The organism is Leucobacter sp. Psy1, assembly GCF_020096995.1.
In the GTDB taxonomy this organism is placed as follows: Bacteria; Actinomycetota; Actinomycetes; order Actinomycetales; family Microbacteriaceae; genus Leucobacter.
In genome coordinates, this window is the sequence record NZ_CP083692.1 from 1,590,361 (window position 1) to 1,616,836 (window position 26,476).

At 69.0% G+C, this 26,476-nt stretch carries 25 protein-coding genes and 1 tRNA gene; 16 read left to right on the forward strand and 10 right to left on the reverse strand.

The genetic code is table 11. The features are described 5' to 3' along the window. Nucleotides 1-4: 4 nt before the first annotated feature. The 3 genes from aroC to aroB are packed head-to-tail and all read left to right on the forward strand — an operon-like array spanning nt 5 to nt 3,013. Nucleotides 5-1,201: a chorismate synthase gene (gene aroC / locus K8P10_RS07445; protein WP_224781165.1), complete on the forward strand. Its 1,197-nt coding sequence runs from the start codon at nt 5-7 to the stop codon at nt 1,199-1,201. After that, nucleotides 1,198-1,938 (forward strand): shikimate kinase, encoded by a 741-nt coding sequence (locus tag K8P10_RS07450; protein ID WP_224781166.1) that lies wholly within the window; start codon nt 1,198-1,200, stop codon nt 1,936-1,938. The genes aroC and K8P10_RS07450 overlap by 4 nt, the downstream gene beginning before the upstream one ends. Then, nucleotides 1,931-3,013: a 3-dehydroquinate synthase gene (gene aroB / locus K8P10_RS07455; RefSeq protein ID WP_224781167.1), complete on the forward strand. Its 1,083-nt coding sequence runs from the start codon at nt 1,931-1,933 to the stop codon at nt 3,011-3,013. Before K8P10_RS07450 ends, aroB begins: the two co-directional genes overlap by 8 nt. 33 nt (nt 3,014-3,046) lie before the next feature. Here aroB and K8P10_RS07460 read toward each other — a convergent pair whose 3' ends face one another. Next, entirely contained in the window at nt 3,047-4,525 is a 1,479-nt protein-coding gene (locus K8P10_RS07460) for an AAA family ATPase (RefSeq protein ID WP_224781168.1), read from the reverse strand. Nucleotides 4,526-4,592: 67 nt separating this feature from the next. Here K8P10_RS07460 and K8P10_RS07465 point away from each other — a divergent pair, with 67 nt between their 5' ends. Both K8P10_RS07465 and K8P10_RS07470 read left to right on the forward strand, forming a co-directional pair. Further along, nucleotides 4,593-6,452, forward strand: coding sequence for a vWA domain-containing protein (locus K8P10_RS07465; RefSeq protein WP_224781169.1), 1,860 nt, complete (start codon nt 4,593-4,595; stop codon nt 6,450-6,452). Between the two features lie 66 nt (nt 6,453-6,518). Further along, a complete protein-coding gene (locus K8P10_RS07470) occupies nt 6,519-7,469 on the forward strand; it encodes a hypothetical protein (protein ID WP_224781170.1) in 951 nt (316 codons plus the stop codon). A gap of 12 nt (nt 7,470-7,481) precedes the next feature. Here the strand turns inward: K8P10_RS07470 and K8P10_RS07475 are convergent, their stop codons facing one another. Further along, on the reverse strand, nt 7,482-8,048 hold the full coding sequence (locus tag K8P10_RS07475) for a thioesterase family protein (protein ID WP_224781171.1): 567 nt from the start codon (nt 8,046-8,048) through the stop codon (nt 7,482-7,484). A 151-nt stretch (nt 8,049-8,199) separates the two neighbouring features. Between K8P10_RS07475 and efp the strand changes: the two genes are divergently transcribed. From efp to K8P10_RS07530, 11 genes are all read left to right on the forward strand, one after another. Then, nucleotides 8,200-8,763, forward strand: a complete 564-nt coding sequence (gene efp, locus K8P10_RS07480) for an elongation factor P (protein ID WP_224781172.1) — start codon at nt 8,200-8,202, stop codon at nt 8,761-8,763. A 9-nt stretch (nt 8,764-8,772) separates the two neighbouring features. Further along, entirely contained in the window at nt 8,773-9,189 is a 417-nt protein-coding gene (gene nusB / locus K8P10_RS07485) for a transcription antitermination factor NusB (RefSeq protein WP_224781173.1), read from the forward strand. Between the two features lie 118 nt (nt 9,190-9,307). Continuing rightward, complete coding sequence (pyrR, locus tag K8P10_RS07490) at nt 9,308-9,859, forward strand: bifunctional pyr operon transcriptional regulator/uracil phosphoribosyltransferase PyrR (protein ID WP_224781174.1); 552 nt, start codon at nt 9,308-9,310, stop codon at nt 9,857-9,859. After that, complete coding sequence (locus K8P10_RS07495; RefSeq protein WP_224781175.1) at nt 9,856-10,812, forward strand: aspartate carbamoyltransferase catalytic subunit; 957 nt, start codon at nt 9,856-9,858, stop codon at nt 10,810-10,812. Before pyrR ends, K8P10_RS07495 begins: the two co-directional genes overlap by 4 nt. Further along, nucleotides 10,809-12,215: a dihydroorotase gene (locus K8P10_RS07500; protein WP_224781176.1), complete on the forward strand. Its 1,407-nt coding sequence runs from the start codon at nt 10,809-10,811 to the stop codon at nt 12,213-12,215. The genes K8P10_RS07495 and K8P10_RS07500 overlap by 4 nt, the downstream gene beginning before the upstream one ends. Then, entirely contained in the window at nt 12,212-12,757 is a 546-nt protein-coding gene (locus K8P10_RS07505; protein ID WP_224781177.1) for a hypothetical protein, read from the forward strand. Before K8P10_RS07500 ends, K8P10_RS07505 begins: the two co-directional genes overlap by 4 nt. Then, nucleotides 12,754-13,932, forward strand: a complete 1,179-nt coding sequence (gene carA, locus K8P10_RS07510) for a glutamine-hydrolyzing carbamoyl-phosphate synthase small subunit (protein WP_224781178.1) — start codon at nt 12,754-12,756, stop codon at nt 13,930-13,932. Before K8P10_RS07505 ends, carA begins: the two co-directional genes overlap by 4 nt. Then, nucleotides 13,933-17,229, forward strand: a complete 3,297-nt coding sequence (carB, locus tag K8P10_RS07515) for a carbamoyl-phosphate synthase large subunit (RefSeq protein WP_224781179.1) — start codon at nt 13,933-13,935, stop codon at nt 17,227-17,229. Beyond that, nucleotides 17,226-18,113, forward strand: a complete 888-nt coding sequence (pyrF, locus tag K8P10_RS07520) for an orotidine-5'-phosphate decarboxylase (RefSeq protein WP_224781180.1) — start codon at nt 17,226-17,228, stop codon at nt 18,111-18,113. The genes carB and pyrF overlap by 4 nt, the downstream gene beginning before the upstream one ends. Continuing rightward, nucleotides 18,110-19,012 carry a guanylate kinase gene (gene gmk, locus K8P10_RS07525; protein ID WP_224781181.1) on the forward strand — a complete coding sequence of 301 codons (903 nt, stop codon included), beginning with the start codon at nt 18,110-18,112 and terminating at the stop codon, nt 19,010-19,012. Before pyrF ends, gmk begins: the two co-directional genes overlap by 4 nt. 4 nt (nt 19,013-19,016) lie before the next feature. After that, on the forward strand, nt 19,017-19,976 hold the full coding sequence (locus K8P10_RS07530; protein WP_224781182.1) for a DMT family transporter: 960 nt from the start codon (nt 19,017-19,019) through the stop codon (nt 19,974-19,976). 39 nt (nt 19,977-20,015) lie between these two features. Here K8P10_RS07530 and K8P10_RS07535 read toward each other — a convergent pair whose 3' ends face one another. From K8P10_RS07535 to K8P10_RS07570, 8 genes are all read right to left on the reverse strand, one after another. Continuing rightward, nucleotides 20,016-20,285: a hypothetical protein gene (locus K8P10_RS07535; RefSeq protein WP_224781183.1), complete on the reverse strand. Its 270-nt coding sequence runs from the start codon at nt 20,283-20,285 to the stop codon at nt 20,016-20,018. A gap of 179 nt (nt 20,286-20,464) precedes the next feature. Then, a tRNA-Ile gene (locus tag K8P10_RS07540) sits at nt 20,465-20,538 on the reverse strand. A 66-nt stretch (nt 20,539-20,604) separates the two neighbouring features. Beyond that, nucleotides 20,605-21,999, reverse strand: coding sequence for a threonine/serine exporter ThrE family protein (locus K8P10_RS07545; protein WP_224781184.1), 1,395 nt, complete (start codon nt 21,997-21,999; stop codon nt 20,605-20,607). Between the two features lie 9 nt (nt 22,000-22,008). Further along, a complete protein-coding gene (locus tag K8P10_RS07550; protein WP_224781185.1) occupies nt 22,009-22,764 on the reverse strand; it encodes a FadR/GntR family transcriptional regulator in 756 nt (251 codons plus the stop codon). A 106-nt stretch (nt 22,765-22,870) separates the two neighbouring features. Continuing rightward, entirely contained in the window at nt 22,871-24,109 is a 1,239-nt protein-coding gene (locus tag K8P10_RS07555; protein ID WP_224781186.1) for a beta-ketoacyl synthase, read from the reverse strand. An 80-nt stretch (nt 24,110-24,189) separates the two neighbouring features. Beyond that, a complete protein-coding gene (locus K8P10_RS07560; RefSeq protein ID WP_208238861.1) occupies nt 24,190-24,438 on the reverse strand; it encodes an acyl carrier protein in 249 nt (82 codons plus the stop codon). 59 nt (nt 24,439-24,497) lie between these two features. Continuing rightward, on the reverse strand, nt 24,498-25,502 hold the full coding sequence (locus tag K8P10_RS07565) for a beta-ketoacyl-ACP synthase III (protein ID WP_224781187.1): 1,005 nt from the start codon (nt 25,500-25,502) through the stop codon (nt 24,498-24,500). Nucleotides 25,503-25,513: 11 nt separating this feature from the next. Then, nucleotides 25,514-26,446, reverse strand: a complete 933-nt coding sequence (locus K8P10_RS07570) for an ACP S-malonyltransferase (protein WP_224781188.1) — start codon at nt 26,444-26,446, stop codon at nt 25,514-25,516. Nucleotides 26,447-26,476 lie beyond the last annotated feature (30 nt).

Here is a 26,476-nt window from a genome sequence, read left to right on the forward strand (position 1 = left end):
CCCTATGCTGCGTTGGCTCACTGCCGGGGAATCCCACGGCCCGGAACTCATTGCTGTGCTCGAGGGGCTGCCCGCGGGCGTCCCCGTTTCACTGGAGGGGATCCGGGAGGATCTCGCCCGACGCAAGCTCGGCTATGGACGCGGTTCACGCATGAAGTTCGAGCAGGACGAGCTGCACCTCTCCGGTGGCGTGGTGCAGGGCGTCAGCATCGGCGGGCCCGTCGCGATCCGCATCGGCAACACCGAGTGGCCGAAGTGGGTCGAGGTGATGAGTGCTGAGCCGACCGACCTCTCCGAGCGGTCTCGGGGCCGCGGCGCGCCGCTGACGCGTCCGCGTCCGGGTCACGCCGATCTGGCCGGGATGCAGAAGTACGGCTTCGAGGAGTCGCGTCCGGTGCTCGAGCGCGCGAGCGCGCGCGAGACGGCGGCCAGGGTCGCGCTGGGCGCGGTCGCGCGAGCATTCCTCGCCGAGCTCGGCATCCGCCTCGTCAGCCACACGGTCTCGATCGGCGGCGTCGCCGTGCCCGAGGGGACCGAGCTGCCGCGGCCGGAGGATGTCGCGACGCTCGACGCGGATCCGCTGCGCTGCGCCGACGCCGCGACGAGCGAGCGCATGGTCGCTGAGGTCGACGACACGAAGAAGTCAGGCGACACCATCGGCGGCGTCGTCGAGGTGCTCGCATACGGTCTGCCCCCGGGGCTTGGCTCCTACGTTCACTGGGACCGACGGCTCGATTCCCGCCTCGCCGGTGCCCTCATGGGCATTCAGGCGATCAAGGGCGTCGAGGTCGGCGACGGTTTCGAGACGACCCGACGACGCGGTTCCGAGGCGCACGACGCTCTGCACGTCGGCGAGTCGGGCATCACCAGGGACACGGGACGCGCCGGCGGCATCGAGGGCGGCATGACGACGGGCCAGATCCTGCGCGTGCGCGCCGGCATGAAGCCGATCGCGACGGTGCCACGTGCGCTCCCGACCGTCGATGTCGCGACGGGAGAGGATGCGAAGGCGCACCATCAGCGCAGCGATGTGTCCGCAGTGCCTGCCGCAGGCGTTGTCGCAGAGGCGATGGTCGCGCTCGTGCTCGCGGACGCCGTGACCGAGAAGTTCGGTGGCGACAGCCTCGCGGAGACGCGTCGCAACCTCGAGTCCTATCTCGCGAACATCCCGGAACGGCTGCGGGCGCCGATCGAGTCGTGAACGAGCCACGCCGCGCCGGCCGCCCGGTCGGCCCACCCGAGACGAGACCCGTACCGACGCCGCCGTCGTTCGCGCCGACGGCGAGACGGGAGCGCTCCCGTACGGCGAGCGGCGGTCGCCCTGCGCGCCGTCGACGGGGTGGCCAGCGCCTGCCCGAGCGCGCCATCGTCTTCGTTGGCCCCATGGCCGCGGGCAAGACGAGCCTCGGCAAACGCGTCGCGCGCGAGCTCGGCATTCCGTTCGTCGATACCGACGCGCAGTTCGTCCGCAAGTACGGACCGATCGCCGAGTTCTTCGTGACGCACGGGGAGGACGAGTTCCGCAAGCGGGAGGCCGAGGTCATCGCACACGAACTCGCGGAGGCGGGTGCTCGCATCGTCGCGCTCGGCGGGGGAGCAGTAATCCACGAGGGCACCAGAGCTCTGCTGGCACAGCACCCGGTCGTGCTCCTCATGACCACGCAGGAGGCGGTGCTGCGCACCGCGAACCTCTCCAAGCGCCCGCTGCTGCGCGATGACCCGACCTCCTGGGGGCGGATCCTCAAGGAACGCCGTCCGCTGTACGACGCCGTCGCCGATGTGACCTTCCGCACCGATCGTGCGACGAAGGACCAGCTCACCGAGCGCGCCTCCCGGTGGGTCGCGGCGCAGGGCCGCAAGGCCTGGCGCGAGCGCAACCGCACGCAGGAGAAGACCCCCAGCCCCGAACCCCTGAAGGAGTCACGATCCGATGACTGACGCCCCCACCCGCATCTCGGTGACGGGATCCGAATCGTACGAGATCGCCGTCGGACGGGGGATCGTGAGCACCATCGCCGACGCGTTCGACGAGCGCGTCGCCAAGGTGCTCATCATCCACACGCCGACCGTCGGCCGCGTCGCGGAAGATCTCAGGGAGTCACTCCAGAACCAGTACGAGCAGGTGCTGCTCGCTGAGGTGCCGGACGCCGAGTCCGCGAAGCGGGTCGAGGTCGCGGCGTTCTGCTGGGGGATCCTCGGCCAGGCAGATTTCACGCGGAGCGACGCCATCATCGGTCTGGGCGGCGGGGCAGTCACCGATCTCGCCGGCTTCGTGGCGGCCACCTGGTTGCGCGGTGTGCAAGTGGTGCACGTGCCCACGACGGTGCTCGGCATGGTCGATGCCGCGGTCGGAGGCAAGACAGGTATCAACACCGCCGAGGGGAAGAACCTCGTCGGTGCCTTCTACGCCCCTCGTGCCGTGATCTGCGACCTCGATCTGCTGGAGACGCTGCCGAAGAATGAGATCCTCGCAGGCTTCGCCGAGGTCGCGAAGGCCGGGTTCATCGCCGATCCGAAGATCCTTGACCTCATCGAGGCCGATGTCGACCGGGCGACCGACCCCTCGACCCCCGAGTTCCGTGAAGCCCTCGAGCGCGCGATCGCGGTGAAGGCAGCGGTCGTCTCCGAGGACTTCCGCGAGGGCGGCACCCGCGAGATCCTGAACTACGGGCACACCCTCGGGCACGCGATCGAGCACGCCGAGCGCTACCAGTGGCGACACGGTGTCGCCGTCGCCATCGGCATGATGTTCGCGGCGGAGCTCGGTCGCATGGCGGGGTCGCTCTCGGACGAGGCCGTCGAGCGGCACCGTCGCGTACTGACGCTCCTCGGGCTGCCCCAGGCGTACCCGGCCGGGCGCTGGCCAGGACTCCTCGCGACGATGCAACGGGACAAGAAGGCTCGCGCCGGAATGCTCCGCTTCATCGTGCTCGACGACATCGCGAAGCCGCGCGTGCTCGCCGGAGTCGACCAATCGGTGCTGCAGTTCGCCTACCAGGAGATCGCGAGCTAGCGTTCGATCGCTGATCGCTGCCCTGTCGCGGGTTCAGACCGCGAAGCCCTGCCCCTGCAGCACGAGGGCGAGCACCCTGCGGTCCTCACGATGCATGATCCCCTCGACGAAGCGGCCGAGCGCCTGATCGAGCGTGACGGCGCCTCCGCTGCCGGCGACCTTCTGCAGGATGGCCACGAGGGTGCGCGGGGCGAGCACTGACTCCTCGAGTCCTGGGCGCCCGTCGATTTCGCGCTCAGTGGTGACGTAGCCGTCGAAGCCCTCTCCGTGCGTTCCGGCGAAGACCTGCTGACTGATGAAGGCCGCGCGGCTCACCCGCTCGATGTCGGCTGCGGTCAGGCCGCGGGGAAGTTCACCGTGCCGGTCAACCACGGCCGCGGTGGCGAGCAGCGCATTCTCCGCGGGGAAGTCGGTGTAGTCGTTTCCCGTGTCGGGGTAGTGCACGCGGTAGGCGTTCGCGCCGAAGCGGTTGATGAGCTCCGCGCTCAGCCGATCGAGACCGCGGTACCGGTGCGGAGTCTGCTCGTTAGCGGTCGCGAGAATCGCGAACCCCGGCGCGATGGTGATCACCCGCCCCGCGTTCTCCTGGACGGCGTACCGGTCGCCGGGTCGCAACTGGAGAATGCGGTTGAGTCGCTTCAGGAACTCCGCCGGCATCGCGTTGATCTCGTCGAGGATCAGGGCGCGACCCTGCGTCATCGCGCGCAGGAGCGGGCCGGCGACGAACGTGCTGACCGTCGCCCCGCCGTCGGATCGGAGCTCGTGCGCGCCGATGACCTGTGCACCGGTGATATCGCCGTACCCGGAGACGAACTCGCTGTCCGTGCCCGTCGCTCGCGCCGCGAGGTGCTCGGCGAGCGCCGTCTTCGCTCCTCCCGTCTCGCCGAGCAGGAGCACGGGGTCTCCTCGGCGGGTCGCCGGCAGCGCCTCCGAGATGATCCGGCGCATCTGCTCCGTGAGGAGGACGCCTCCACGCAGTTGGTGCGCCGCCTCCCTGAGCCGCATTATCGACAGGGCGTCGAGGACTTCGTCTCTGACCTGTGTGGAGACGATGCCGGGCTCCCAGCCGTCCTTCTCGGTGGGCTGATCGGCGGCGGCGCGGAGATCGGTCACGCGGTCATGCTCGGCAGCGGTCAGCGCCCTGCCGGAGGCCGCGGCCCGCGCCATCAGCTGATCCGCATTCGCGCGACGAAGCGAGCGTGCGCGCTCGGCCCGCCTCGCGTCAACAGCGATGCGGAGCGCGGCCGCCCGGGCATCCAGCGCGGACGAGATGATCGGCCCGTGCACCGGATCGGCGAGCAGGGTCGATAGGCGAGACTCGAGGTCGGCCTGTGCTTCGCTGAGCAGTGCGAGAGTGTCGGCATCAGGATGAAGGGCGCCGACTCGCTCGGCCTCGACACCCTCGAACCCGAGGCGCTCGACTTCGGCATCGCGGGCGCGGCGCGTCAGACGGAGTTCGTGCCTGAGGCGAGCGGCTTCGTGGACCACGGGATCGGCGGCGACTGGCAGCATGACGTCACGCTATCAGCCGGCAGGGCCGGTCCCGGGCCACGGGGCACTTCGCCGGTAGGGTGGGCGCATGTGTGAGTCATCCGCTGGACGAGGTGCGTCGCTCCGCTCGCGCTTCTCGGCGGCCGGCCGGCTGCTCGGAGCGCGGATACTCATCGACGACGGCGAAGATTGGCGCGTCGAAGACGACACGATCCAGGTGGGTCTCGGCTTCTTCTCGGCGCGCGGGCACTCCGATGACGAAGCGGAGGCACTGGCTCTGCTCGAGTTGTGGGGAGCGGTGCGTGATGCCAGGATCGACCCGATACGGGTGCGGCGACGCCGATCGCTCGCGACGCTGCATCCGGAACTCGAACCCCTCCTCGCCGCACTCGACCGCATGCAGGCGACGAGCGGGGTCCTCACGGCGCTTCCCGCCGTGCGCGCGAGTCTCGCGGCCGCGGTGCGGCGGACGGTTCCGGACGACATCCGTGCCTGGCCGCGGCACCTGCAGTGGGTCTCCTTCCTGCTGACGCTGCAGCTCGCCCCAGAACGGAGACCGCGGATCGGTGCCGAGGTGCAAGCGGCGGTGGAAGCCGCGTTCGGTTCCGCCGATGTCGCGCAGGCGGGAGAGCTCCTGCGGATGGCTGTCGCTCCGGCGACAGGACGGACGTCACTGCAGCGGCTCGAGCGCGGCCTTGCGCTGACGCTCGGCCCGTATCGGCGGTTGCTCGAGCTCGACCGGGAGGACGTCGGTCTGGCTGCCGCCGGCGGTCAGGCGGATCCGGCCGATGACGACGCGGCAGAGGCGCTTCCCCCGGATGCCGGCGCCGGCACCGGTGAAGCGGATGCGGCGGAGGAGGAACTCGAAGCCGCCGCAGATGACGAGGCTTCGGTGGCCGGGGCCAGGGATCTGTTCGCGGCTGCGCAGTCCGGCTTCCTGGACCGTGTGCTCGCCACACCGCTGCCCGCGCAGGGCCCGCTCGTCTCGGCAGTGCTGGAGGAGGCTGCGCGCGTCGAACGGGAAACGGGAGAGGCCGAGCGCGTCGCCGGCGGCGCCGGGCGCGACGCCGTCGCGTTGGCCGAGTACCGGCACCGCTCGGACGATCGGTCCGCAGCGATCGACCGCATGCGCGCGGTTTGGCAGGAGGTGATCGCCGATCGCACCGCGCCGAGACGGGCGTCCACGCGCACGCCTCACGCGGAGGGGGAGGAACTCCACGCAGACGCGCTCGCGAGCGCGCTCGCGGAAATCCACGCCGGGGCGCCGCGTCCTGAGGTGTTCAGACGCCGTATTCGACAGCCCCGTCGCGCTGAGCAGCCCGGCAGCACCGACTACGTGCTGGCGATCGACCGGTCGGGCTCGATGTGGGGCCGGCCATCGGAGGCCGCCGCTGATGCTGCGCTCATCATGCTCGAAGGACTCGCGGGCGCCCAGCGAGACATCGCGCACGCCGAGCGCGTATCCGGCGGAACGCTCGAACTCGGCATCCGGACCGCCCTGATCGCGTTCGACGCGACCCCGGTACTCGTGAAACCGCTCGCCGGCGCGCTGACCGACGAGTCTCGTCTCGCGCTGCACAGCGAGATCCGGAGCCCAGCTGGCGGAACGAACGACGCCGCTGCGCTCGCGCTGGCTGGCCGCGAGCTCGGCGTCACGGGAGACGACGACCGCGGCGGATCCCGGCCGGGCGCTGGGGCAGACGGACTCGCGCGGCGACGCATCGTGATCCTCGTCAGCGACGGCGACTCCAACGATCCAGGTGCTGCGGACGAGCGGTTGCGCGTCCTCCGCGCGGCAGGGGTCGAGGTGTTCGGCATCGGCATCGGATCCGAGGAGCTGGTGCGGCGGTACGCACCGACGAGTATCGGCATCGGCGATCCCGAACAAATTCCCGCGGCCGTGCAGGAGCTCGTCGACCGAAGCGTGAGGCCGCTGCGGTCGACCTGAGCCGATCTTGACGCGCGGCATCCGGGTCTCACCGCCGAGGTGGTGTGAGATGAGGAGGGGCGTGAGATGAGCGGAGATGAGTGGCGGGGGCGAGCGGCGTGGGATGATCGGAGGATGCAGGATTGGGAGTACGACGCGGATCGGTTGCGCAGCGCCCGAGGGATGTTCCCCGATCTCGCGGCGCGCCTCGATGCAGCGCTCGCGCGATACGGTCGATCGAGCTCCGCGGGTAGCTCTCAGGAGCGCGGACCTGGGACGGGCAGTGCGGACGACCTCGACGCCTGGCTCGACGCCGGCGCTGCGCGGCTCCGGTCAGGTGAATTCGCCGCTGCGGGGTTCTCCGAGATCGTCGACTCGGACGCGCGCACGCGCGCCGAACGCGACTTCGCCGCAGCGCGCACCGTAGCGGGATGGGCGGGTATCGAGCTGCCCGAACCGGAAGCGTTCGCTGCCGCTGGAATCGATCTCGTGAGACTCGGGGAGCGGCTTGCCGCCGATCCGGATCTCGTCGCCGTGCCGGCACCATTCGGTCTCGGACGCGAAGCCTGGGATGAGCTCTTCGTCCGCGCTGCCGAGCGATTTCCGACCGTGCTCACGGGGCAGCGCGGTCTCGCGCTGTCGCAGGAGGCTGAGCGAGAGTTCACCCTGCTCGATCAGCCGGCTGCGGAAGCCGTGATCCGGGTCGGCGGGGGCGTCGACGAGCGCGGTACGCGGACGCCCTCGTGGACGCTGCGCCTCATCCCCGCGAGCCCCGCCCCTCCGCTGCTCGGACTGGGCTTCGCGCACGGGCCCCATGTGACCCTCCCTGAGATGCTCATGCTACAGCTGAGTCGGCTGGCGGACGGTGAGAGTGATCCGCTCGATTCGAACAGCTTCACCTGGCTCGCACATCCGCTCGGGGACGGCAAGCTCGGGGCCAGGCACATTTTCGACGACGCTGAGGGCGTCGTGCGGGTGAGCACCCGCGGTGTCTTCAACCAGGGACCGCACATGGGGGCCAGGCAACCGGTCTCCTGAGCGTGCGACCGGCTACTCCCAGACGCTCGGAGCTTCGGCGCGCGTCGCAGGGAGCCGCACCGCCTCGGCCCACTCGAGGATGTCGGCCGGGACCGTGAGCAGCGCGGGGTCGGCTCCGGTCCGCTCGATCACCTCGGACATCGGCACGGTGCCGCCCGACCGGCGGAGGATTCTGGCACGCACGACGGCGCGCGCGTAGACCTCAGGGCGACGCCGGGCGTCGGGCCGGACGAAGCGCTGCTCCATGTAGACGGCACGGTCGTCGAACCCGAGGATCCGCGACTCGATCCAGAAACGCTGCCACGGGTTCAGCGACTTCCGGTACGAGATGGTCTGGCTCACGACCACGGGATACCAGCGCTCCCGCCTGAACACGTCGAGCACGCCGTTCCGCTGGATCAGGTCGAAACGACCGACGTCCATGATGGACAGGTACTTGCCGTTGTTCACGTGACCGAGCACGTCGAGATCGGTCGGCCACACGCGGAAGCGGGAGCGCGAGACCGCTTCGAAACCGATGCGGCGGCCTCGGGGACCGACGAAGAGCAGGTGCCACAGAGTGCGGAAGAGCATGTGCATGGGGGGAGCCTAGTCTGCGGATTCGTACGAGCCCGAGCGCGCTGTGGGAACGCCACAACCGCCAGTGCTGAGAAGCGCCGGCGGCGAGGATGTAGGATGGTCTGGCGCGATCCCGCGCCCGAATCGTACTGAACCGGAGACTACACGGCACATGGCATCCTCGAACGACATCAAGAACGGCACCGTCATCAAGGAGAACGGTCAGCTCTGGAGCGTGGTCGAGTTCCAGCACGTGAAGCCTGGCAAGGGCGGGGCGTTCGTGCGCACCAAGCAGAAGAACGTGCTGTCGGGCAAGATCATCGACAAGACCTACAATGCCGGAGCGAAGATCGAGACCGCGCTCGTCGACCGTCGCGACTACCAGTACCTGTACCAGGACGGCAACGACTTCGTCTTCATGGACCAGGCCGATTACGATCAGCTGACCGTGTCGGGCACTGTCGTCGGCGACGCCTCGAAGTTCATGCTCGAGAACCAGCAGGTGCAGATCGCCCTGCACGAGGGGGACCCGCTCTACGTCGAGCTGCCCCCGTCGGTCGTGCTCGAGGTCACCTACACCGAGCCAGGGCTGCAGGGGGACCGTTCGACCGGTGGTACCAAGTCGGCGACGGTCGAGACCGGCGCCGAGATCCAGGTGCCGCTGTTCCTCGAGACCGGCACCCGCGTCAAGGTCGACACCCGTACGGGTGACTACCTCGGCCGCGTCAACGACTAGGCGCGGGGAGTGAGCGCACGCACCAAGGCCCGCAAGCGCGCCCTGGACATGCTGTTCCAGGCCGACGTTCGCGGCGAACGGCTCTCGGCCGTCGTCCATGCCGAGGCTCAGCGAGCCTCGGGCGAACCCGATCGAATGGCCTCGTGGCTCTATGCCCGCGAGATCGTCGACGGGGTCGATGATCACCGCGACGAGATCGACGAGCTCATCGCGACGTACGCGCAAGGCTGGACGCTCGAGCGCATGCCGAACATCGACCGGGCGCTGCTGCGGCTCGCGAGCTGGGAGATCCTGCACAACGCCGAGGTCCCCGCCGCCGTCGCGATCGATGAGGCCGTGGAGCTCGCCAAGGAGCTCTCGACCGAGGACTCCGGTCGGTTCGTGAACGGTGTGCTCGGTCGCATCGCAGAGCACCGCGCGGCCTAGTCTTCGCCCGCAGTCGGGCGCGGCGCCACCCGGTGTGCCAGCGCGCACCTGGTGCGCTATGATCGACGGAGGCTTTTCTTTAAGGACCGTCCCGTGAGGCGGAGAAGGGGGGCGAGTCGTGGGAACGCGGACGGTACTCGAGAGTGCCGAGATTTCGCGGGCACTGACCCGAATCTCGCATGAAATCATCGAGTCGAACAAGGGCGTCGATGGACTCGTGCTGGTCGGCATTCCGACGCGCGGTTCGAGCCTGGCTCACCGCATCGCCGCGACGATCTCCCGCATCGAGGGCGCCGAGGTGCCCGTCGGAAGTCTCGACGTCACGATGTATCGCGATGATCTCGCACAGCAGCCCACGCGGACTCCGCAGCCGACAGACATGCCGGTCGGCGGTGTCGACGGCGCGACGGTGGTCCTGGTCGACGACGTCCTCTTCTCCGGTCGAACGGTGCGAGCCGCGCTCGACGCGGTAAACGACCACGGTCGGCCTCGCGCCGTGCGGTTGGCGGCCCTCATCGATCGGGGACATCGGGAGCTGCCGATCCGCGCCGACTTCATCGGCAAGAACCTCCCGAGCGCGAAGCACGAGCGCATTTCGGTGCGGCTCGAGGAGCACGACGGCGTCGACGAGGTCACGATCTCCGACGCCGCGGGGGAGGGCGGCGCATGAGGCACCTGCTCGATACGCGGACGCTGAGTCGCGATGACGCGATCCTCATCCTCGACACCGCTGAGGACATGGCTGCGACCCAGCAGCGCGAGGTGAAGAAGCTGCCGACGCTGCGCGGCAAGACGGTGGTGAATCTCTTTTACGAGGACTCGACCCGCACCCGCATCTCGTTCGAAGCCGCGGCGAAGCGGCTGAGCGCCGACGTCATCAACTTCAGTGCGAAAGGCTCGTCGGTCTCCAAGGGCGAATCGCTCAAGGACACGGCGCAGACGCTGCAGGCGATCGGTGCAGACGCCGTGGTCATCAGGCACCCCGCGAGCGGCGCTCCCGACCGTTTGGCGCGCAGCGGCTGGATCGAGGCCGGGGTGCTGAATGCCGGTGACGGCACGCACGAGCACCCGACCCAGGCGCTGCTCGACGCGTTCACCATGCGTCGCCGCCTGTTCGGCGACGCCAGCCGGGGCCGCGATCTCGACGGCATTTCCGTCGTCATCGTGGGCGATATCGTGCACTCCCGGGTGGCCAGGTCGAACCTCTGGCTGCTGAACGCGCTCGGTGCGCAGGTGACGTTCGTGGCGCCCGAGACGCTTCTGCCGTACGGAACCCGCGAGTGGCCGGTGACGGTGCACCACTCGCTCGACGCCGCCATCGCCGAGGAGCGACCCGACGTGGTCATGCTCCTCCGCATCCAGGCGGAGCGCATGCACAAGGCATTCTTCCCGAACGAGCGCGAGTACGCGCGCAACTGGGGGTTCGACGATCTCAGGCTCTCCCGTCTCGCGGAGGACGCGCTCGTCATGCACCCCGGCCCGATGAACCGCGGCCTCGAGATCTCTTCCGCCGCCGCGGATTCACCGCGTGCGACGGTGCTCGAGCAGGTGGCGAACGGCGTCTCGGTCCGTATGGCCGCCCTGTACTTACTGCTGTCCGGCGAACGAGGAGGAACCGCATGACCGCCCCCGATACGAGCCTGCTGATCCGAGGCGCTCGCCTCGCGGGCGATCTCACCGATCGCGGTGCGAACGGGACGGCGCCCGATCTTGCGTCGGCGCCCGTCGTCGACCTCCGTATCGCCGGAGGCATCATCGCCGAGCGGAGCGCTCCCGGATCGCGGCTCGACGCCCGAGAGGGCGAACGCGTGATCGAGGCGGACGGTCTCGTCGCCTTGACGGGTCTCGTGGATCTCCACACCCACCTGCGCGAGCCGGGGTTCGAGCAGTCGGAGACGGTACTGACCGGCACGCGCGCGGCAGCCGCCGGCGGGTTCACGACCGTCTTCCCGATGGCCAACACCATGCCCGTCGCCGATACCGCCGGCGTGGTGGAGCAGGTGCAGGCCCTCGGTGACGCAGCCGGGTACGCGACCGTGCGGCCGATCGGTGCGGTGACCGAGGATCTGGCGGGTGAGCGGCTCAGCGAGATCGGCGCCATGGCGCAGTCCCGCGCAGCGGTGCGCGTCTTCTCGGACGACGGGAAGTGCGTGCACGACCCGCTGCTCATGCGGCGCGCGCTCGAGTACGTGAAGACGTTCGACGGCGTCATTGCGCAGCACGCGCAGGATCCGCGCCTGACCGAGGGCGCCCAGATGAACGAGGGCGTGCTCTCCAGCGAGCTGGGGCTCAAGGGCTGGCCGGCCGTCGCCGAGGAGTCGATCATCGCCCGCGACGTGCTGCTCGCCGAGCACGTCGGCGCGCGCCTGCACATCTGCCACCTCTCGACGGCGGGCTCCGTCGAGGTCATCCGGTGGGCGAAGGCACGGGGCGTGCAGGTGACGGCAGAGGTCACGCCGCACCATCTCATCCTGACCGAGGAGCTTGCGAGGACGTACGATCCGCGCTACAAGGTGAACCCGCCTCTGCGCAGCGACCGAGACGTCCGCGCGCTTCGGGAGGCCGTGGCCGACGGTGTCATCGACATCATCGCGACGGATCACGCTCCGCACCCCGTTGAGGCGAAGGAGTGCGAGTGGGACGCCGCGGCGTTCGGCATGGTCGGCCTGGAGTCGGCTCTGCCGATCGCGATCCTGACGCTCATCGAGGGCGGGCACGCGAGCTGGGCGGAGGTCGAGCGCCTGCTTTCGCAGCAGCCCGCGGAGATCGGTCGGCTCGAGGGGCACCCGACGGAGCTCGCCGCGGGGCAACCGGCCGACCTCGTGCTCGTCAACCCTGGCGCATCGAGCGTCTTCGACCTCGCTCGCCTGCAGGGGCGCAGCGTGAACTCGCCGTTCCTCGGCATGGAACTGCCTGGCAGGGTCCACACCACGATCCGCCGTGGCGTCGTGACCGTGGACGACGGCGTGCTCGTCGACGCGGAGACCGTCGCCGCTCACGCCGCCACCTGGGTCGCCTCCCGATGAACGCAACAACGCTCGCGACGATCATGGGGATCTGCGCGATCCCCATACTGGCGGCCATGTGGTTCGCCTGGCGCGCGCGCCTGCGCCGCGACCGGGAGGTGCCGCTCGCGCAGCACGCCCCCGCGGGCCGTATCGTCGCCGAGATCCCGCGTATCAGCTACATCTCGACGACACCGGCCGGGTCCCCGTTCGAGCGCATCGCGCTGCCGGGTCTCGCGTACCGCGGGCAGGCCGCCGTGACCATCCGCACCGATGGCGTCACGGTTGCCGTGAATGGCGAGCAGCCGGTGCACGTCGCGGCCGAGGACGTGGCCGGTGCGGCGACGTCACGGGCTCGCGTCGGTAAGGCGGTCGAGCGCGACGGTCTCGCCCTGCTCCTCTGGCGCTCGGGGGACCGCGAGCTCGAGTCGGGGTTCCGGGCGCTCACCTCGGCCGACCAGCACACCTTCATCACCGCGATCGATGAGATCGCCGCACACACTTCAGATACTCCACGGCCGCTTCAGGCCGACGAACCCCACACCACCCAGGAGGATGCGTGACTCCCACACCCACCGCGGAGATCCCCGCCGCCGTGCTCGTTCTCGAGGACGGCACCCGCTACACCGGTAAGGCCTACGGCGCGACCGGTCAGACGCTCGGCGAGATCGTCTTCTCCACCGGCATGACCGGCTACCAGGAGACTCTCACCGACCCGTCGTACGCCGGCCAGATCGTGCTCATGACGGCTCCCCACATCGGCAACACCGGCGCCAACGACACCGACATGGAGTCGCGCAAGATCTGGGTTTCCGGGTTCATCGTGCGCGATCCCGCCCGCCGCGTCTCCAACTTCCGCTCGGAGCGTCCACTGGACGACGACCTCGTACGTGACGGCGTGGTCGGCATCTCGGGCATCGACACCCGTGCGGTGACGCGCCACATCCGGTCGGCCGGTGCCATGCGGGCGGGCGTGTTCTCGGGTGAGGCGCTCGAGCTCAGCGACGCGGAGCAGCTGGCGCTCGTCACGAGTCAGGACGGGATGGCAGGGAAGAACCTGTCCGCCGAGGTCACGACGCCCGAGCGCTACGATGTGCCGGCCGCCGAGGGCGTCGAGCGCGTCGGCTCGATCGCCGTTCTCGATCTCGGGGTCAAGCGCGCGACGATCCAGTACCTCTCCGAGCACGGGTTCGACGTGATCGTGCTCCCCGCGACCACGACCCCAGACGAGCTCAGGGAGATCGCCCCCGACTCGCTCTTCTACTCGAACGGACCGGGAGATCCTGCCGCGAGCGACGCGCAGGTCGAGGTGCTCCGCGAGCTCCTGCGCGACGGTGTGCCGTACTTCGGCATCTGCTTCGGCAACCAGCTGCTCGGGCGGGCGCTCGGCTTCGGCACGTACAAGCTGCCCTTCGGCCACCGCGGCATCAATCAGCCGGTGCTCGACAAGCGCACCGGGCGCGTCGAAATCACGGCTCAGAACCACGGTTTCGCGGTCGATGCCCCGCTCGAGGGCGAACTCGAGTCGTCCGAGGGATTCGGCCGGGTCCAGGTAAGCCACTACAGTCTCAACGACCACGTGGTCGAGGGACTCGAGTGCCTCGACATCCCGGCCTTCTCCGTCCAGTACCACCCCGAGGCCGCGGCCGGGCCGCACGACGCCTTCTACCTCTTCGACCGCTTCCGCGCGCTGGTTTCCGACCGCGCCGCAGGCACCTCGACCCAGGAGACCAAGTAAATGCCGAAGCGCTCTGACATCAACTCCGTCCTCGTCATCGGCTCCGGCCCGATCGTCATCGGTCAGGCCTGCGAGTTCGACTACTCGGGCACCCAGGCCTGCCGCGTGCTCCGTGAGGAGGGCGTCCGCGTCATCCTCGTGAACTCGAACCCCGCGACGATCATGACCGACCCCGACTTCGCCGACGCCACCTACGTGGAGCCCATCACGCCCGAGGTGATCGAGTCGATCATCATCAAGGAGCGTCCCGATGCGATCCTGCCGACGCTCGGCGGGCAGACGGCGCTGAACGCCGCGATCGCGCTGCACGACCAGGGCATCCTGGAGAAGCACGACGTCGAGCTCATCGGCGCGAACGTCGACGCGATCCAGCGCGGCGAGGATCGCCAGATCTTCAAGGATCTCGTCATCGAGTCCGGTGCAGACGTCGCTCGGTCCCACATCGCGAGGACGATCGACGAGGCCAAGGAGTTCGCGAAGGATCTGGGCTACCCACTCGTCGTGCGCCCCTCCTACACGATGGGCGGACTCGGTTCGGGCTTCGCCTACACCGAGGAGGATCTCGTCCGCATCGCCGGAGACGGCCTGCACTACAGCCCGACGACCGAGGTCCTCCTCGAGGAGTCGATCCTCGGCTGGAAGGAGTACGAGCTCGAGCTCATGCGCGACCAGGCCGACAACACGGTCGTCGTCTGCTCGATCGAGAACGTCGATGCTGTCGGCGTGCACACGGGCGATTCGATCACCGTCGCGCCTGCGCTGACCCTCACGGACCGCGAGTACCAGAAGCTCCGTGACATCGGCATCGACATCATCCGGCGCGTGGGCGTCGATACGGGCGGCTGCAACATCCAGTACGCCGTGGACCCCGCGACGGGCCGCGTCATCGTGATCGAGATGAACCCCCGGGTCTCTCGCTCCTCGGCGCTGGCCTCGAAGGCCACGGGCTTCCCGATCGCGAAGATCGCGGCGAAGCTCGCGATCGGCTACCGCCTCGATGAGATCCCGAACGACATCACGCAGAAGACGCCGGCCAGCTTCGAACCGACGATCGACTACGTCGTGGTGAAGACACCGCGCTTCGCGTTCGAGAAGTTCCCAGCGGCGGACGACACCCTCACGACGACCATGAAGTCGGTGGGCGAGGCGATGGCCATCGGCCGCAACTTCACGACGGCGCTGCAGAAGTCACTCCGGTCTCTCGAGAAGCGCGGCACGTCCTTCCACTGGGATCCGGTCGACGAGAGCGACCGTGAGGCCCGCGTGGCGTCGCTGCTCGAGACCATCAAGCGCCCCACCGACGGACGCATCGTCGACGTGCAGCAGGCTCTCCGCCTCGGCGCGACGATCGAGCAGGTCTTCGACTCGACATCGATCGATCCCTGGTTCCTCGACCAGATCTCGCTGATCAACGAGGTCGCCGAGCGCATCGCGGCCGCGCCGCAGCTGACGCTCGACGTGCTCGCCGAGGCGAAGGACCACGGCTTCTCCGACGCGCAGATCTCGGCGATCCGCGGGCTCTCCGAGTCCGAAGTCCGGGGGCTCCGCCACGGGCTCGGGCTGCGCCCGGTCTTCAAGACCGTCGACACCTGCGCGGGCGAGTTCCCGGCGCTGACGCCCTACCACTACTCCTCGTACGATCTCGAGACCGAGGTCGCGCCGTCGGAACGCAAGAAGGTCGTGATCCTCGGGTCGGGACCGAACCGCATCGGCCAGGGCGTCGAGTTCGACTACTCATGCGTGCACGCCTCGTTCGCGCTGTCGGATGCCGGCTACGAGACGATCATGATCAACTGCAACCCGGAGACGGTCTCGACCGACTACGACACCTCCGACCGTCTGTACTTCGAGCCGCTCACGCTCGAGGACGTGCTCGAGGTCATCCACGCCGAGCAGCAGTCGGGAGAGCTCCTCGGTGTCGTCGTGCAGCTGGGCGGCCAGACGGCGCTCGGCCTCGCGCAGCCGCTGAAGGACGCGGGGATCCCGATCCTCGGCACCACGCCCGAGGCGATCGACCTCGCGGAGGAGCGGGGTGCCTTCTCCGACATTCTGGAGCGCGCCGGGCTCATGGCCCCCCGCAACGGAACGGCCATCGACGAGGAGGGGGCGATCCGGATCGCCGAGGAGATCGGGTACCCGGTCCTCGTCCGGCCGTCCTTCGTGCTCGGCGGACGCGGCATGGAGATCGTCTACGACACTCCGTCGCTGCGCGGCTACTTCGAGCGGATCGACGGCCACGCGCTGGTCGGCCCAGGGCACCCCCTGCTCGTCGACCGCTTCCTCGACGACGCGACCGAGATCGACGTCGACGCACTCTTCGACGGTCAGGACCTCTACGTCGGCGGAGTCATGGAGCACATCGAGGAGGCCGGCGTGCACTCGGGCGACTCGAGCTGCACGCTGCCGCCCGTGACGCTCGGCCACAACGAGATCAATCTCGTCCGCGAGGCGACGCGCAGCATCGCCGAGGGGATCGGGGTGCGCGGCCTGCTCAACGTCCAGTTCGCGATCGCGCAGGGCGTGCTCTACGTGCTCGAGGCTAACCCGCGCGCGAGCCGCACCGTGCCCTTCGTGTCGAAGGCGCTCGGCATTCCGCTCGCGAAGGCGGCGTCGCGCATCATGGCGGGGGAGAGCATCTCCTCCCTCATCGAGGGCGGGCTCCTGCCGGAGCGCGACGGGTCCCGCGCACCGATCGACGCGCCGATTGCCGTGAAGGAGGCCGTCCTGCCGTTCAAGCGCTTCCGCACCGATGCCGGCAGGGTCGTCGACTCGCTGCTCGGACCCGAGATGCGCTCCACCGGCGAGGTCATGGGCATGGACCGCGACTTCCCCCGCGCCTTCGCGAAGAGCCAGGCCGCTGCGGGCAGTGCGCTGCCAGCGACCGGCACGGTATTCCTCTCGGTGGCGGATCGCGACAAGCGCGAGATCGTGCTCCCCGCGCTCCGCCTGCAGGAGCTCGGCTTCACGCTCGTCGCGACGTCGGGAACCCAGGTCGTCCTCGCGCGCAATGGCATCGAGACGCGGACGGTGCGCAAGTACTCCGAGTCCGGCGACGAGGTGAGCATCGTCGACCTCATCGACCGCGGTGAGATCGACATGATCGTGAACACCCCGTCCGGCAGCTCGGCGCGTGCCGACGGTTCGGAGATCCGCGCGGCCGCCGTGGCGGCGGACAAGCCGATCTTCACCACCGTCTCCGAGCTCTCGGCCGCCGTCGGCGCGCTGTCGCGCGACTCGGGAGGGTTCGACGTGAAGTCGCTCCAGGACTACGCGGCAGAGCGGGCCGCCGCACTGTGAGCGTGCTGTCGTTCGGTGACCGGCTCGCTGCGGAGTTCGCAGCGAGCCGGCACCTGTGCGCCGGGATCGACCCGCACGCCGGCTTGCTGGGCGATTGGGGGCTCGACGACGACGCAGCGGGCGCAGAGCGCATGGGCAGGGATGTGGTGGCCGCCGCCGCCGGAGTGGCGGCGTGCGTGAAGCCTCAGATCTCATTCTTCGAGCGGTTCGGCTCGGCAGGATTTGCGGCGCTCGAGCGGGTGCTCGCCGACGCGCGCTCCGCCGGCCTGATCGTGATCGCGGACGCCAAGCGCGGTGATATCGGCTCCACGTTCGCGGCGTACGCCGAAGCCTGGCTGAGCGAGGGCTCTCCGCTCGAGGCCGATGCGCTCACGGTGTCGCCCTACATGGGCGCGGGCATGCTCGCCCAGGCGGACGGCGCCGTGCGTGCGCACGGGAAGGGGCTCTTCGTGCTCGCGGCGACCTCGAACCCCGAGGCGCGTGCCGTGCAGACCGCGGTGCGGGAGGACGGCCGCACGGTTGCCTCGGCAATGGTGGCCGACGCCGTCGAGGTGAATCAGGAACTTGCGCCCGCCGGCATCGGCACAGGCGCCGTCGGTTCGCTCGGGGTCGTTCTGGGGGCGACGCTGCGCCTCGCCGAATTCGGAATCGACACCGACGCGTACGATGACGGACCTGCGCTCCCGGTGCTCGCGCCGGGCTTCGGCCACCAGGGCGCCCGCATCGAGGACGCTGCCGAACTGTTCGGCGGACTCGGCCGTGCGCTCCTCGCGAACGAATCACGGAGTATCCTCTCGGGAGGACCGAGTGGGCTTGCCGCTCGGGTGCAGGAGCGGGCCGCAGCCATCGCGGCCGCGCTGAGTGACGGGAAAGGACTGGCATGAGTGATCATCGAGCGCCGGCGATGCCGGAGGTCGATCGTATCGCAGCGAACCGCGCCGCTATTGAGGCGCGGCGTGCTCGCGCCGAGCTCAAGCGCCGGCTGCGTGCCGGTGAGGTATCGCCTCTGCTCGTTCTCGGACAGGCGGATGACGCCGAGAGCGCTGCAGCCCGTCTGCGTGTCACGGACTACCTGCTCTCGTTCCCGGCGATCGGCCCGACGAAGCTGGAGCGACTGCTCGACTCGCTCGCCATCTCGCCGAAGAAGCGCCTGGGCGGTCTCGGCCGTCAGCAGCGCGCCCGCTTGGAGACGTTCGTGCGGGAACGCCTGGGCGTGACGGTTGGCACCGGAGCGCCGCTCACGGTGCTCGCCGGACCCACCGCAGTCGGCAAGGGGACCGTCGCCGCCTACATCCGCGAACACTTTCCCGAGGTGAAGCTCTCAGTGTCGGCCACGACCCGGGCGCCCCGCCCCGGCGAAGTCGAGGGGCAGCACTACTTCTTCGTCGATGACGAGGGCTTCGACCGTATGCTCGCGCAGGACGAGCTGCTCGAGTGGGCCACCGTGCACAATTCGTACCGGTACGGCACGCCGCGCGGACCCGTTCTGGAGGCCGCGGCGAACGGTGAACTCGTGCTGCTCGAGATCGACTTGCAGGGGGCCCGCCAGGTGCGCGCGAGTATGCCCGACGCTCGGCTCGTCTTCCTTGCCCCGCCGACATGGGACGAGCTCGTCAACCGGCTCGTCGGCCGGGGCACCGAGGGCGAGGAGGAGCGGACCAGGCGCCTCGAGACGGCGAAGGTCGAACTCGCCGCCGCCGACGAGTTCGACGCCGTCATCGTGAACGATGAGGTGCCCAAGGCTGCCGCCCGCCTGGTGGAGCTCATGCGGGGCGACGGATAGTCCGATGGTCGTCTTCGCCGAGGCCGACCTGCAGGGAGTGACCTCGATGACCGCCTTCGAGGCCATCGGGATCCCGATGGCGCTCGTGGGAGCGGTGCTGCTCGCGTTCGGTGCGCAGTTCCAGTCGCGCGGCTTGAACAAGGTCGAGCGGATCACGGGCCAGAGCGCCGGGTCCGGGCTGTCGCTCCGGCACATCCTGAGCCTCCTGAAGCGACCGTCGTGGGTGACCGGCACGCTGCTGCTCGGCCTCGCCGTGGTCTTCCAGATCGGCTCGCTGTCGTTCGCACCGCTCATCGTGGTCCAGCCCATCGGCGTGGTCGCGCTCGTCATCACCACGACGCTCAACGCGCGCATGTCCCGGGTGCACATCGGCGGACGCGCGCGCATCTCGCTCGCGATGTGCGTTATCGGGATCGTCGCGTTCGTGACGATCGCGGCGTTCAATGCGACGAACCGCGAGGTGACCGACGCCAAGCTCATCACGATCCTCATCGCGTTCTCGGTCGTGCTGGTCGGAGCGGTGGTGCTGTTCCTCGCTGTCAGGCACCGCAGGGTCGCCCTGTTCTACATTGTCGGCGCCGGAGTGCTCTACGGCTTCGTCGTGACCTTCGCGAAAGCCGTGATCGGGCGCCTGCAGCAGGGGGAGTTCGAGTGGCTCACCTGGCTGTGCGTCGCTGCCCTGCTCATCGGCGCCCTGCTCGGCATGGTCTTCGTGCAGAACGCCTACTCGTCAGGCCCGCCCGATCTCGTCGTCGCCGGTCTCACGGTCATCGACCCGCTCGTCGCCGTGCTCATCGGCATCACGGTGCTCAACGAGGCCGCGAACGCCACCTGGTGGGCGATGATCCTCTGGGGACTGTCGGCCGTCGTCGCCGTCATCGGCGTGCTCGGGCTCGCCCGCTTCCACCCCCAGGTCGGCAAGTCGCACACCGACCCGACCGGGCCGGTGCAGGTTCCACGGTAGGAATCCCGCACCGGCCCGGAGGGTGGTGCCGCAGCGCGGTTAGCGCTCTTCGTTCTGCAGGGCGAGGCCCAGTGCGAACAGAGTCGGGGCGGCTGCGCACGCCGTGCGCGATGCGCCGCCCTCGCTCCGGTTCCGGGAGAAGAGCCAGCCGATACCGGCGAACGCGACGGCGACCAGACCAGCGGCGAACGCGTGGTTGCTCCGGATGCCGAAGTCGCCGAGCGTGCGGATCGGGTTGAGATCCGCAGCCTGCTCAGCCCGCTTGCGTGCCTTCTTCAGTGCCTTCTTCGCGTCTTTCCGAGTGCTCATCCGCAATGCCTCCGTCGTGGGTCAGGGCGCGGGTCTCGCGCCGCATGTTCTTCCATTCTGGCGTACGCGACTGGACACGCGCACACCCTTGCGGCGCGCAGTGTTTTCCGACACGCGTATGGGACGGTTCGCGTACGGCGATCTCATCCGCGTACGGCTCCGACAGGAGGAGCGGGCAGTAGGGCGTGCGGGACTTGAACCCGCGACCGACGGATTATGAGTCCGCTGCTCTAACCGGCTGAGCTAACGCCCCGCACAACCGTTCCAGCTTACCGGAGGCAGAGCCTTACGCCGCACGCAGCGGCCTGCGACGCACCCGTCAGCGCTTGCGCACGCTCGGGCGCGAGCGTGCGACCGAGGCGAGGGACGTGCGGACCGGGGTGCCGAGCGTGAGGCCGAGTGAGGCGCCGGTCGCGAGCGCGAGGCCGATCGTCATCGCTGCAACGAGCGACCCAGCCGCGATGAGCATTCCGTCGGTCGAGCCGTCGGAGTGCACGATGCCGAGCAGGCCGCGGAAAACGGCTGCGCCAGGCACGAGCGGGATGATGGCGGCCGTCGTGACCGCGACGGATGGGAAGTGCAGCCGGTGCGCCACGAGCGCACCGACGAAGCTCGCGCAGAACGCGCCGATACCGCTCGCCACGCCATCTCCGAGGTTCAGCGTCGTGGCGATCAGGAAGCCGCCGATGCCGATGCAGCTGAGGAGCCCCGAGGCGACCATTGTCCGAAAGCCTGCGCCGTTGTAGACGGCGACGGCGACCGACGCGATGAGTGCGCCGACGAGTACCGAGCCCACCGTCGCGAACTGCAGGGGTTCCGAGGGCAGTGGCATGGGATAGCCGAGCACGCGCCCGACCTCGAGGCCGAAGAGGATCCCGAGCACCACGCCGAGCGTCTGCATCGTGAGGTCCAGGATGCGCCCGGTCGCCGTCAGCGCGAACCCGTCGATGGCGTCCTGCGCGGCACCGACCACGGCCATTCCCGCGAGCATCAGCATGATGCCCGCCGATACGATGATCGAGGCTCGGACTCCGGTGAAGGGAGCGACGCCCGCGGCTCCGAGCGCACTGACGACCACCGCGACCGCCGTAACCGCGAACCCGCCGGCGATCTGCGTGAAGAAGATCGGAACCCGACTGCGCGCCAGCCCCGCCTGGACGAGCGAAGCGCAGAGCGCCGCGAGGAACGTCAGGACGAGGATGGTGATGGACGCCCCGAACATGACCGCGACGCCTGTCGCGAGCACCGCCCGCGACAGGAGCACGATTGAGGACCGATAGAGGAAGGGCGTACGGCGGATCGCCCGATAGGAGATGCGCGCCTCGTCGAGCGGCATGCCCGCTTCAATGTCGACGAGTAGTGCCTGCAGCCGCTGGAGCTTCAGGTGATCGGGGATCCCGGACTTGATGACGCGCATCAGAGTCGTCGGCCACTCATCCTCCGACCGGTGGTGCGACACCGTGATCGAGGTGTAGGTCACGTTCACGTGCACCACGCCGAGCCCGTAGGCGCGAGCGACGCGCGATACCGCCAGCGTCACCTCGTGCGCCGAAGCCCCGGCGACGAGCATGGAGTCCCCGATGCGCATCGAGAGATCGAGCACACGGATGATGGTGCGCTCGTTCACGACCTGGAGCACCTCGGTCTGAGGGCTCTCCTGCGCGGTGGTGTGGAACACTCGGCTCACCGCCGAGAACACGCGGAACGGACGCATCGACATCGCCTATCGAGGCTGCGGATCGTAGCCGGCGTCGATGAGCGAGGTCGCGCGCTCAGTCTGCGGCGTGAAGTCGAGCATGTCGGTGGCGAGACCGAGGTCGCGATCGACGTGCAGCGCCATCGAGTGCGCGGCGTCCCGGACATCCCGGGCGACGATCGCGTCGTACACGGCGCGATGGTCGAGCTGCATGGTCGCCGGCGTCGTCCCGAGAATGACCTGTCCCGTCCGGCTCGCGTTCTGGAGCACCGTCATCACTCCCATGTAGAGGTCGAGCAACAGGGTGCTGCCGCTCGCCTCGACGATGATGTGATGGAACGACGCTGTTTCGGTGCTCGCCTGGCACCCCTCGACGTCGATCCGGTCCGGATCCTCACCCCGCGAGAGCGCAGCGCGCAGACGCTCGAGATGCGCCTCGGTGCGGTGAACCGCGGCGTGCTGGGCCGCCTCGATCTCGAGCGACCGCCGGTAGACCAGTACCTCCTCGAGGTCGTGGTCCGCGAGGAACTGCGTCAGGATCGACGTGACGGGCGTCCGCGCGCGAACGAACGTGCCGCTGCCGGGAATCGCCTCGAGCATTCCGAGGTTCGCCAGCGTGCGGACGGCCTCGCGCACCGTCGACTTGCCGACCCCGATCATCGCCATGAGCTCGGGCTCTTTCGGAATCGGCGCATTGAGCGGCCACGCCCCGCTCGTGATCCGCTCGCGCAGGTACTCGAGCGTATCTCGCGACTTCTGCGATGCGCGGGGGGCGTTCGACATGCGATCCTCGGGTCAGCGGGCGGGCGTGTGGCGTCTCAACTATACCGACCGCGCATCGAAGCTGAGTGGACGGCGCGGGGCCGCCCACTCAGCTCACCGGACGGCGTCAGACCGAGCGGAATGCGGCTACGGCGTTGTGCCCGCCGAAGCCGAACGAGTTCGAGATCGCGAGCTGGGGCCCATCGGAGAGCGGCTGCGGATCACCGGAAACGGTGAGCGGAATCTCGGGGTCGCGATCGACGAGGTTGATCGTCGGGGGAGCGGTGCGCTCCGCGATCGCCAGAACCGTGAAGATCGCTTCGAGCGCACCCGTACCGCCGAGCAGGTGACCGGTGGAGGCCTTGGTAGCTGAGACGGGGATCTCGTTGACCCGTTCACCGATCACGTTGCGCAGCGCAGTGTACTCGGCGATGTCGCCGACCGGCGTCGACGTGGCGTGGGCGTTGATGTGGGTGACGTCATCCGCCGTGGCCCCGGCCTGGGCGAGCGCGAGCTCGACGGCGCGGCTCGCACCGCGTCCCTCGGGGTCGTTCGCCGTGATGTGGTACGAGTCAGCCGTCACGCCGCCGCCTGCGAGTTCGGCGTAGATATGCGCCCCACGGGCGAGGGCGCGCTCCTCGGTCTCGAGGACGAGCGCGGCAGCGCCCTCGGCCATGACGAACCCGTCACGGCTCGTCGTGTACGGGCGCGACGCGGTCGCGGGATCGTCGTTGCGCCGCGACAGCGCCTGCATCGAGTTGAATGAGGCGAGCGTGATCGGATGGATCGCTGCTTCCGAGCCGCCGGCGATAACCACGTCGGCCAGGCCGCTCTGCAGGTGCTCGTAGGCGTTGCTCAGGGATTCGGTGCTGGAGGCGCAGGCGGACGCGACAGTGCGCGCGTAGGCACGCGCCTCGAAGTGCATGGAGACGGCGGCAGAGGGTGCGTTCGGCATGAGCATCGGGACGGTGAGGGGCATCACACGACGAGCGCCGCGCTCACGCAGAGTGTCCCAGGCGTTCAGGAGCGACCAGACGCCGCCGATGCCGGTCGCCCAATCGACCCCGAGACGCTCGGGCTCAACGTTCAGCTCACCCGCGTCGGCGACGGCCTCCATGGCCGCGACGAGCGCGAACTGGCTCGACGGGTCGAGGCGCTTGGCCACCGGACGGGCGAGCACCTCTGAGGCCGCGACCTTCGCCTCTCCGGCGAAGGTGACGGGAATCTCGTACTGCGACACCCAGTCGTGCTCGAGCGAGCGGATCCCTGACTCGCCGGCGAGCAGGGCGTCCCAGCTCTCTCGGGCCGTGCCGCCCAGCGGCGTGGTGGCACCGATGCCGGTGACGACGATCTTCTTCTGACTCATTGCTGCTCCGAGAGGGTGGGATCCGAGGGTGTCAAAGTCTGAGGGGGTGGGTGGGAGAGCGCACGGCCCTCCCACCGCGATTAGGCCTGGGCCTTCTGAATGAAGTCGACTGCGTCACCGACGGTCTTGAGGTTCTTGACCTCTTCGTCGGGGATCTTCACGTCGAACTTCTCCTCGGCGTTGACGACGATGGTCATCATCGAGATCGAGTCGATGTCGAGGTCGTCGGTGAACGACTTGTCGAGAGCGACGACGTCGGTCGCGATCCCGGTCTCGTCGTTGATGAGCTCCGCGAGACCCGCGAGGACCTCTTCGTTGCTGTATGCCATGTGTGATTCTCCTTGTGTTGTGGTTCGGGTCAATGAAATCTCAAACGATCATGCCATAGCTACGGCAACTCGACGACCTGAGCGCCGTAGACGAGTCCGGCACCGAAGCCGATCTGCAGCGCGAGACCGCCCGACAGGCTCGGGTCGTCGGCGAGCAGACGGTGCATCGCGAGCGGGATCGAGGCCGCCGAGGTATTGCCCTGCAGCTCGATATCGCGGGCGATCGCGACGGTCTCGGGAAGCTTCAGCTGCTTCGCGAACTCGTCGATGATGCGCATGTTCGCCTGGTGCGGGATGAAAGCGGCCAGCTCGTCGGGTCGCACCCCGGACGCTTCGAGCGTCTGCCGCGCGATCTTCGCCATCTCCCAGACGGCCCAGCGGAACACCGTCTGGCCGTCCTGTCGCAGCGTGGGCCACGCGACGTCGGCAGGGGAGTCGCGCACCTCGCGGAACGTGTGGGTCATCCGGATGGTGTCCCACTTCTCCCCATCGGAGCCCCACAGCGTCGGTCCGATACCGGTGTGATCGCTCGCCCCGACGACGACGGCTCCTGCGCCGTCTCCGAGCAGGAATGAGATGCTGCGATCGGTCGGATCGACCATGTCGCTCATCTTCTCCGAGCCGATGACGAGGACGTTCCGGCACACCCCGGCGCGGACCAGCGCATCCGCCTGCCCGACACCGTACACGTACCCGGCGCAAGCGGCGGAGATGTCGAAGGCAGCGGCGGGGGTGAGGCCGAGTCGGTGCGCCGCGAGCGACGCCATCGAGGGCGTCGCCACGGTATTGGAGATGGTCGAGATGATGAGACCGTCGATCTCGGAGGGGTCGAGTCCGCTGCGCGCGATCGCCTCTGCGCCGGCCTCGACGGCGAGGTCGACCGCACCGATCTCAGCGCTCGCGCGGCGCCGCTGCACGATGCCGGTGCGCTGGCGGATCCACTCGTCGGAGGAGTCGATGGGCCCGACGAGATCATCGTTCGGCACGTTGAGATCGCCCCTGGCGGCGCCGACCGAGAGAATACGGGTGTGTGCCGGGCCGGTGGGCTGAACGAGCGTGGGCATAGTTCGGTTCCTTACTGTTCCGAGGCGGTCGCGGAGTCGGCAATGAGCGAGGCCGCCGCGTCCAGATCTTCAGGAGTCTTCACCGCGACGGTCGGGACACCGCGCAGGCCGCGCTTCGCGATACCGGTGAGCGCGCCGGCCGGGGTGAGTTCGATGAGCCCGGTGATCCCGGACTGCTGGAAGCTGTCCATGCAGGCGTCCCAGCGCACCGGGTTCGCGATCTGCGACACGAGGAGCTCGAGGAATCGAGCGCCGTCGTCGACGCGCGAACCATCAGCGTTCGTCCACAGGGGAAGTGCCGGGTCCCGGGTCTCGATGGACTGCGCCGCCTCGGAGAGAACGGGTACGGCCGACGCCATGTACTCGGTGTGGAAGGCGCCGGCGACCTGCAGCGGAATGACCCGCGCGCCACGGGGAGCGTCCTCGCCGAGAGCCGCCAAGCCCGGGAGGTCGCCCGCAGCCACGATCTGCCCGCCACCGTTGCGGTTCGCGGCGGTGAGACCGTGCGCGGCGATCTTCTCGAGCACGTCGGATTCGGTCCCGCCGACGACTGCGGCCATGCCCGTCTCGGTCAGCGCGGCTGCCTCGGCCATCGCCCTGCCTCGAGTGGCCACGAGCGCGAGCGCGTCGTTCTCCTGCAGCACCCCTGCGGCCGCAGCCGCGGCGAACTCTCCGACGGAGTGTCCGGCAACACCGACAGCATCGAGGGAAGCGCGGCCACCGAGTGCACGCCAAGCCAGCAGGCTCGCGGCGACGATCAACGGCTGTGCAACGGAGGTGTCGCGGATCGTCTCCGCGTCACTCTCCGTGCCGTGCGTGACCAGGTCGATACCGATGCGCTCTGACGCCTCGCCGAGGAACGTGCGCGACGCCGAGTCCTCGAGCCACGGGTGCAGGAATCCGGGGGTCTGTGAGCCCTGTCCAGGGCAGGCGATGACAATCACGTCTTCCAGTTTCTCAGATCGACACCCGAA

What these genes read in the sequence shown, in the direction of transcription:
- K8P10_RS07535 (WP_224781183.1), bottom strand. Translation starts at nt 20,285, where the DNA reads ATGAGCACTCGGAAAGACGCGAAGAAGGCACTGAAGAAGGCACGCAAG.
- K8P10_RS07460 (WP_224781168.1), bottom strand. Translation starts at nt 4,525, where the DNA reads ATGCTGCCAGTCGCCGCCGATCCCGTGGTCCACGAAGCCGCTCGCCTC.
- K8P10_RS07555 (WP_224781186.1), bottom strand. Translation starts at nt 24,109, where the DNA reads ATGAGTCAGAAGAAGATCGTCGTCACCGGCATCGGTGCCACCACGCCG.
- K8P10_RS07475 (WP_224781171.1), bottom strand. Translation starts at nt 8,048, where the DNA reads ATGCACATGCTCTTCCGCACTCTGTGGCACCTGCTCTTCGTCGGTCCC.
- efp (WP_224781172.1), top strand. Translation starts at nt 8,200, where the DNA reads ATGGCATCCTCGAACGACATCAAGAACGGCACCGTCATCAAGGAGAAC.
- K8P10_RS07560 (WP_208238861.1), bottom strand. Translation starts at nt 24,438, where the DNA reads ATGGCATACAGCAACGAAGAGGTCCTCGCGGGTCTCGCGGAGCTCATC.
- K8P10_RS07550 (WP_224781185.1), bottom strand. Translation starts at nt 22,764, where the DNA reads ATGTCGAACGCCCCCCGCGCATCGCAGAAGTCGCGAGATACGCTCGAG.
- K8P10_RS07565 (WP_224781187.1), bottom strand. Translation starts at nt 25,502, where the DNA reads ATGCCCACGCTCGTTCAGCCCACCGGCCCGGCACACACCCGTATTCTC.
- K8P10_RS07470 (WP_224781170.1), top strand. Translation starts at nt 6,519, where the DNA reads ATGAGCGGAGATGAGTGGCGGGGGCGAGCGGCGTGGGATGATCGGAGG.
- aroB (WP_224781167.1), top strand. Translation starts at nt 1,931, where the DNA reads ATGACTGACGCCCCCACCCGCATCTCGGTGACGGGATCCGAATCGTAC.
- K8P10_RS07495 (WP_224781175.1), top strand. Translation starts at nt 9,856, where the DNA reads ATGAGGCACCTGCTCGATACGCGGACGCTGAGTCGCGATGACGCGATC.
- K8P10_RS07505 (WP_224781177.1), top strand. Translation starts at nt 12,212, where the DNA reads ATGAACGCAACAACGCTCGCGACGATCATGGGGATCTGCGCGATCCCC.
- K8P10_RS07500 (WP_224781176.1), top strand. Translation starts at nt 10,809, where the DNA reads ATGACCGCCCCCGATACGAGCCTGCTGATCCGAGGCGCTCGCCTCGCG.
- aroC (WP_224781165.1), top strand. Translation starts at nt 5, where the DNA reads ATGCTGCGTTGGCTCACTGCCGGGGAATCCCACGGCCCGGAACTCATT.
- K8P10_RS07465 (WP_224781169.1), top strand. Translation starts at nt 4,593, where the DNA reads ATGTGTGAGTCATCCGCTGGACGAGGTGCGTCGCTCCGCTCGCGCTTC.
- K8P10_RS07530 (WP_224781182.1), top strand. Translation starts at nt 19,017, where the DNA reads ATGGTCGTCTTCGCCGAGGCCGACCTGCAGGGAGTGACCTCGATGACC.
- carB (WP_224781179.1), top strand. Translation starts at nt 13,933, where the DNA reads ATGCCGAAGCGCTCTGACATCAACTCCGTCCTCGTCATCGGCTCCGGC.
- gmk (WP_224781181.1), top strand. Translation starts at nt 18,110, where the DNA reads ATGAGTGATCATCGAGCGCCGGCGATGCCGGAGGTCGATCGTATCGCA.
- K8P10_RS07545 (WP_224781184.1), bottom strand. Translation starts at nt 21,999, where the DNA reads ATGCGTCCGTTCCGCGTGTTCTCGGCGGTGAGCCGAGTGTTCCACACC.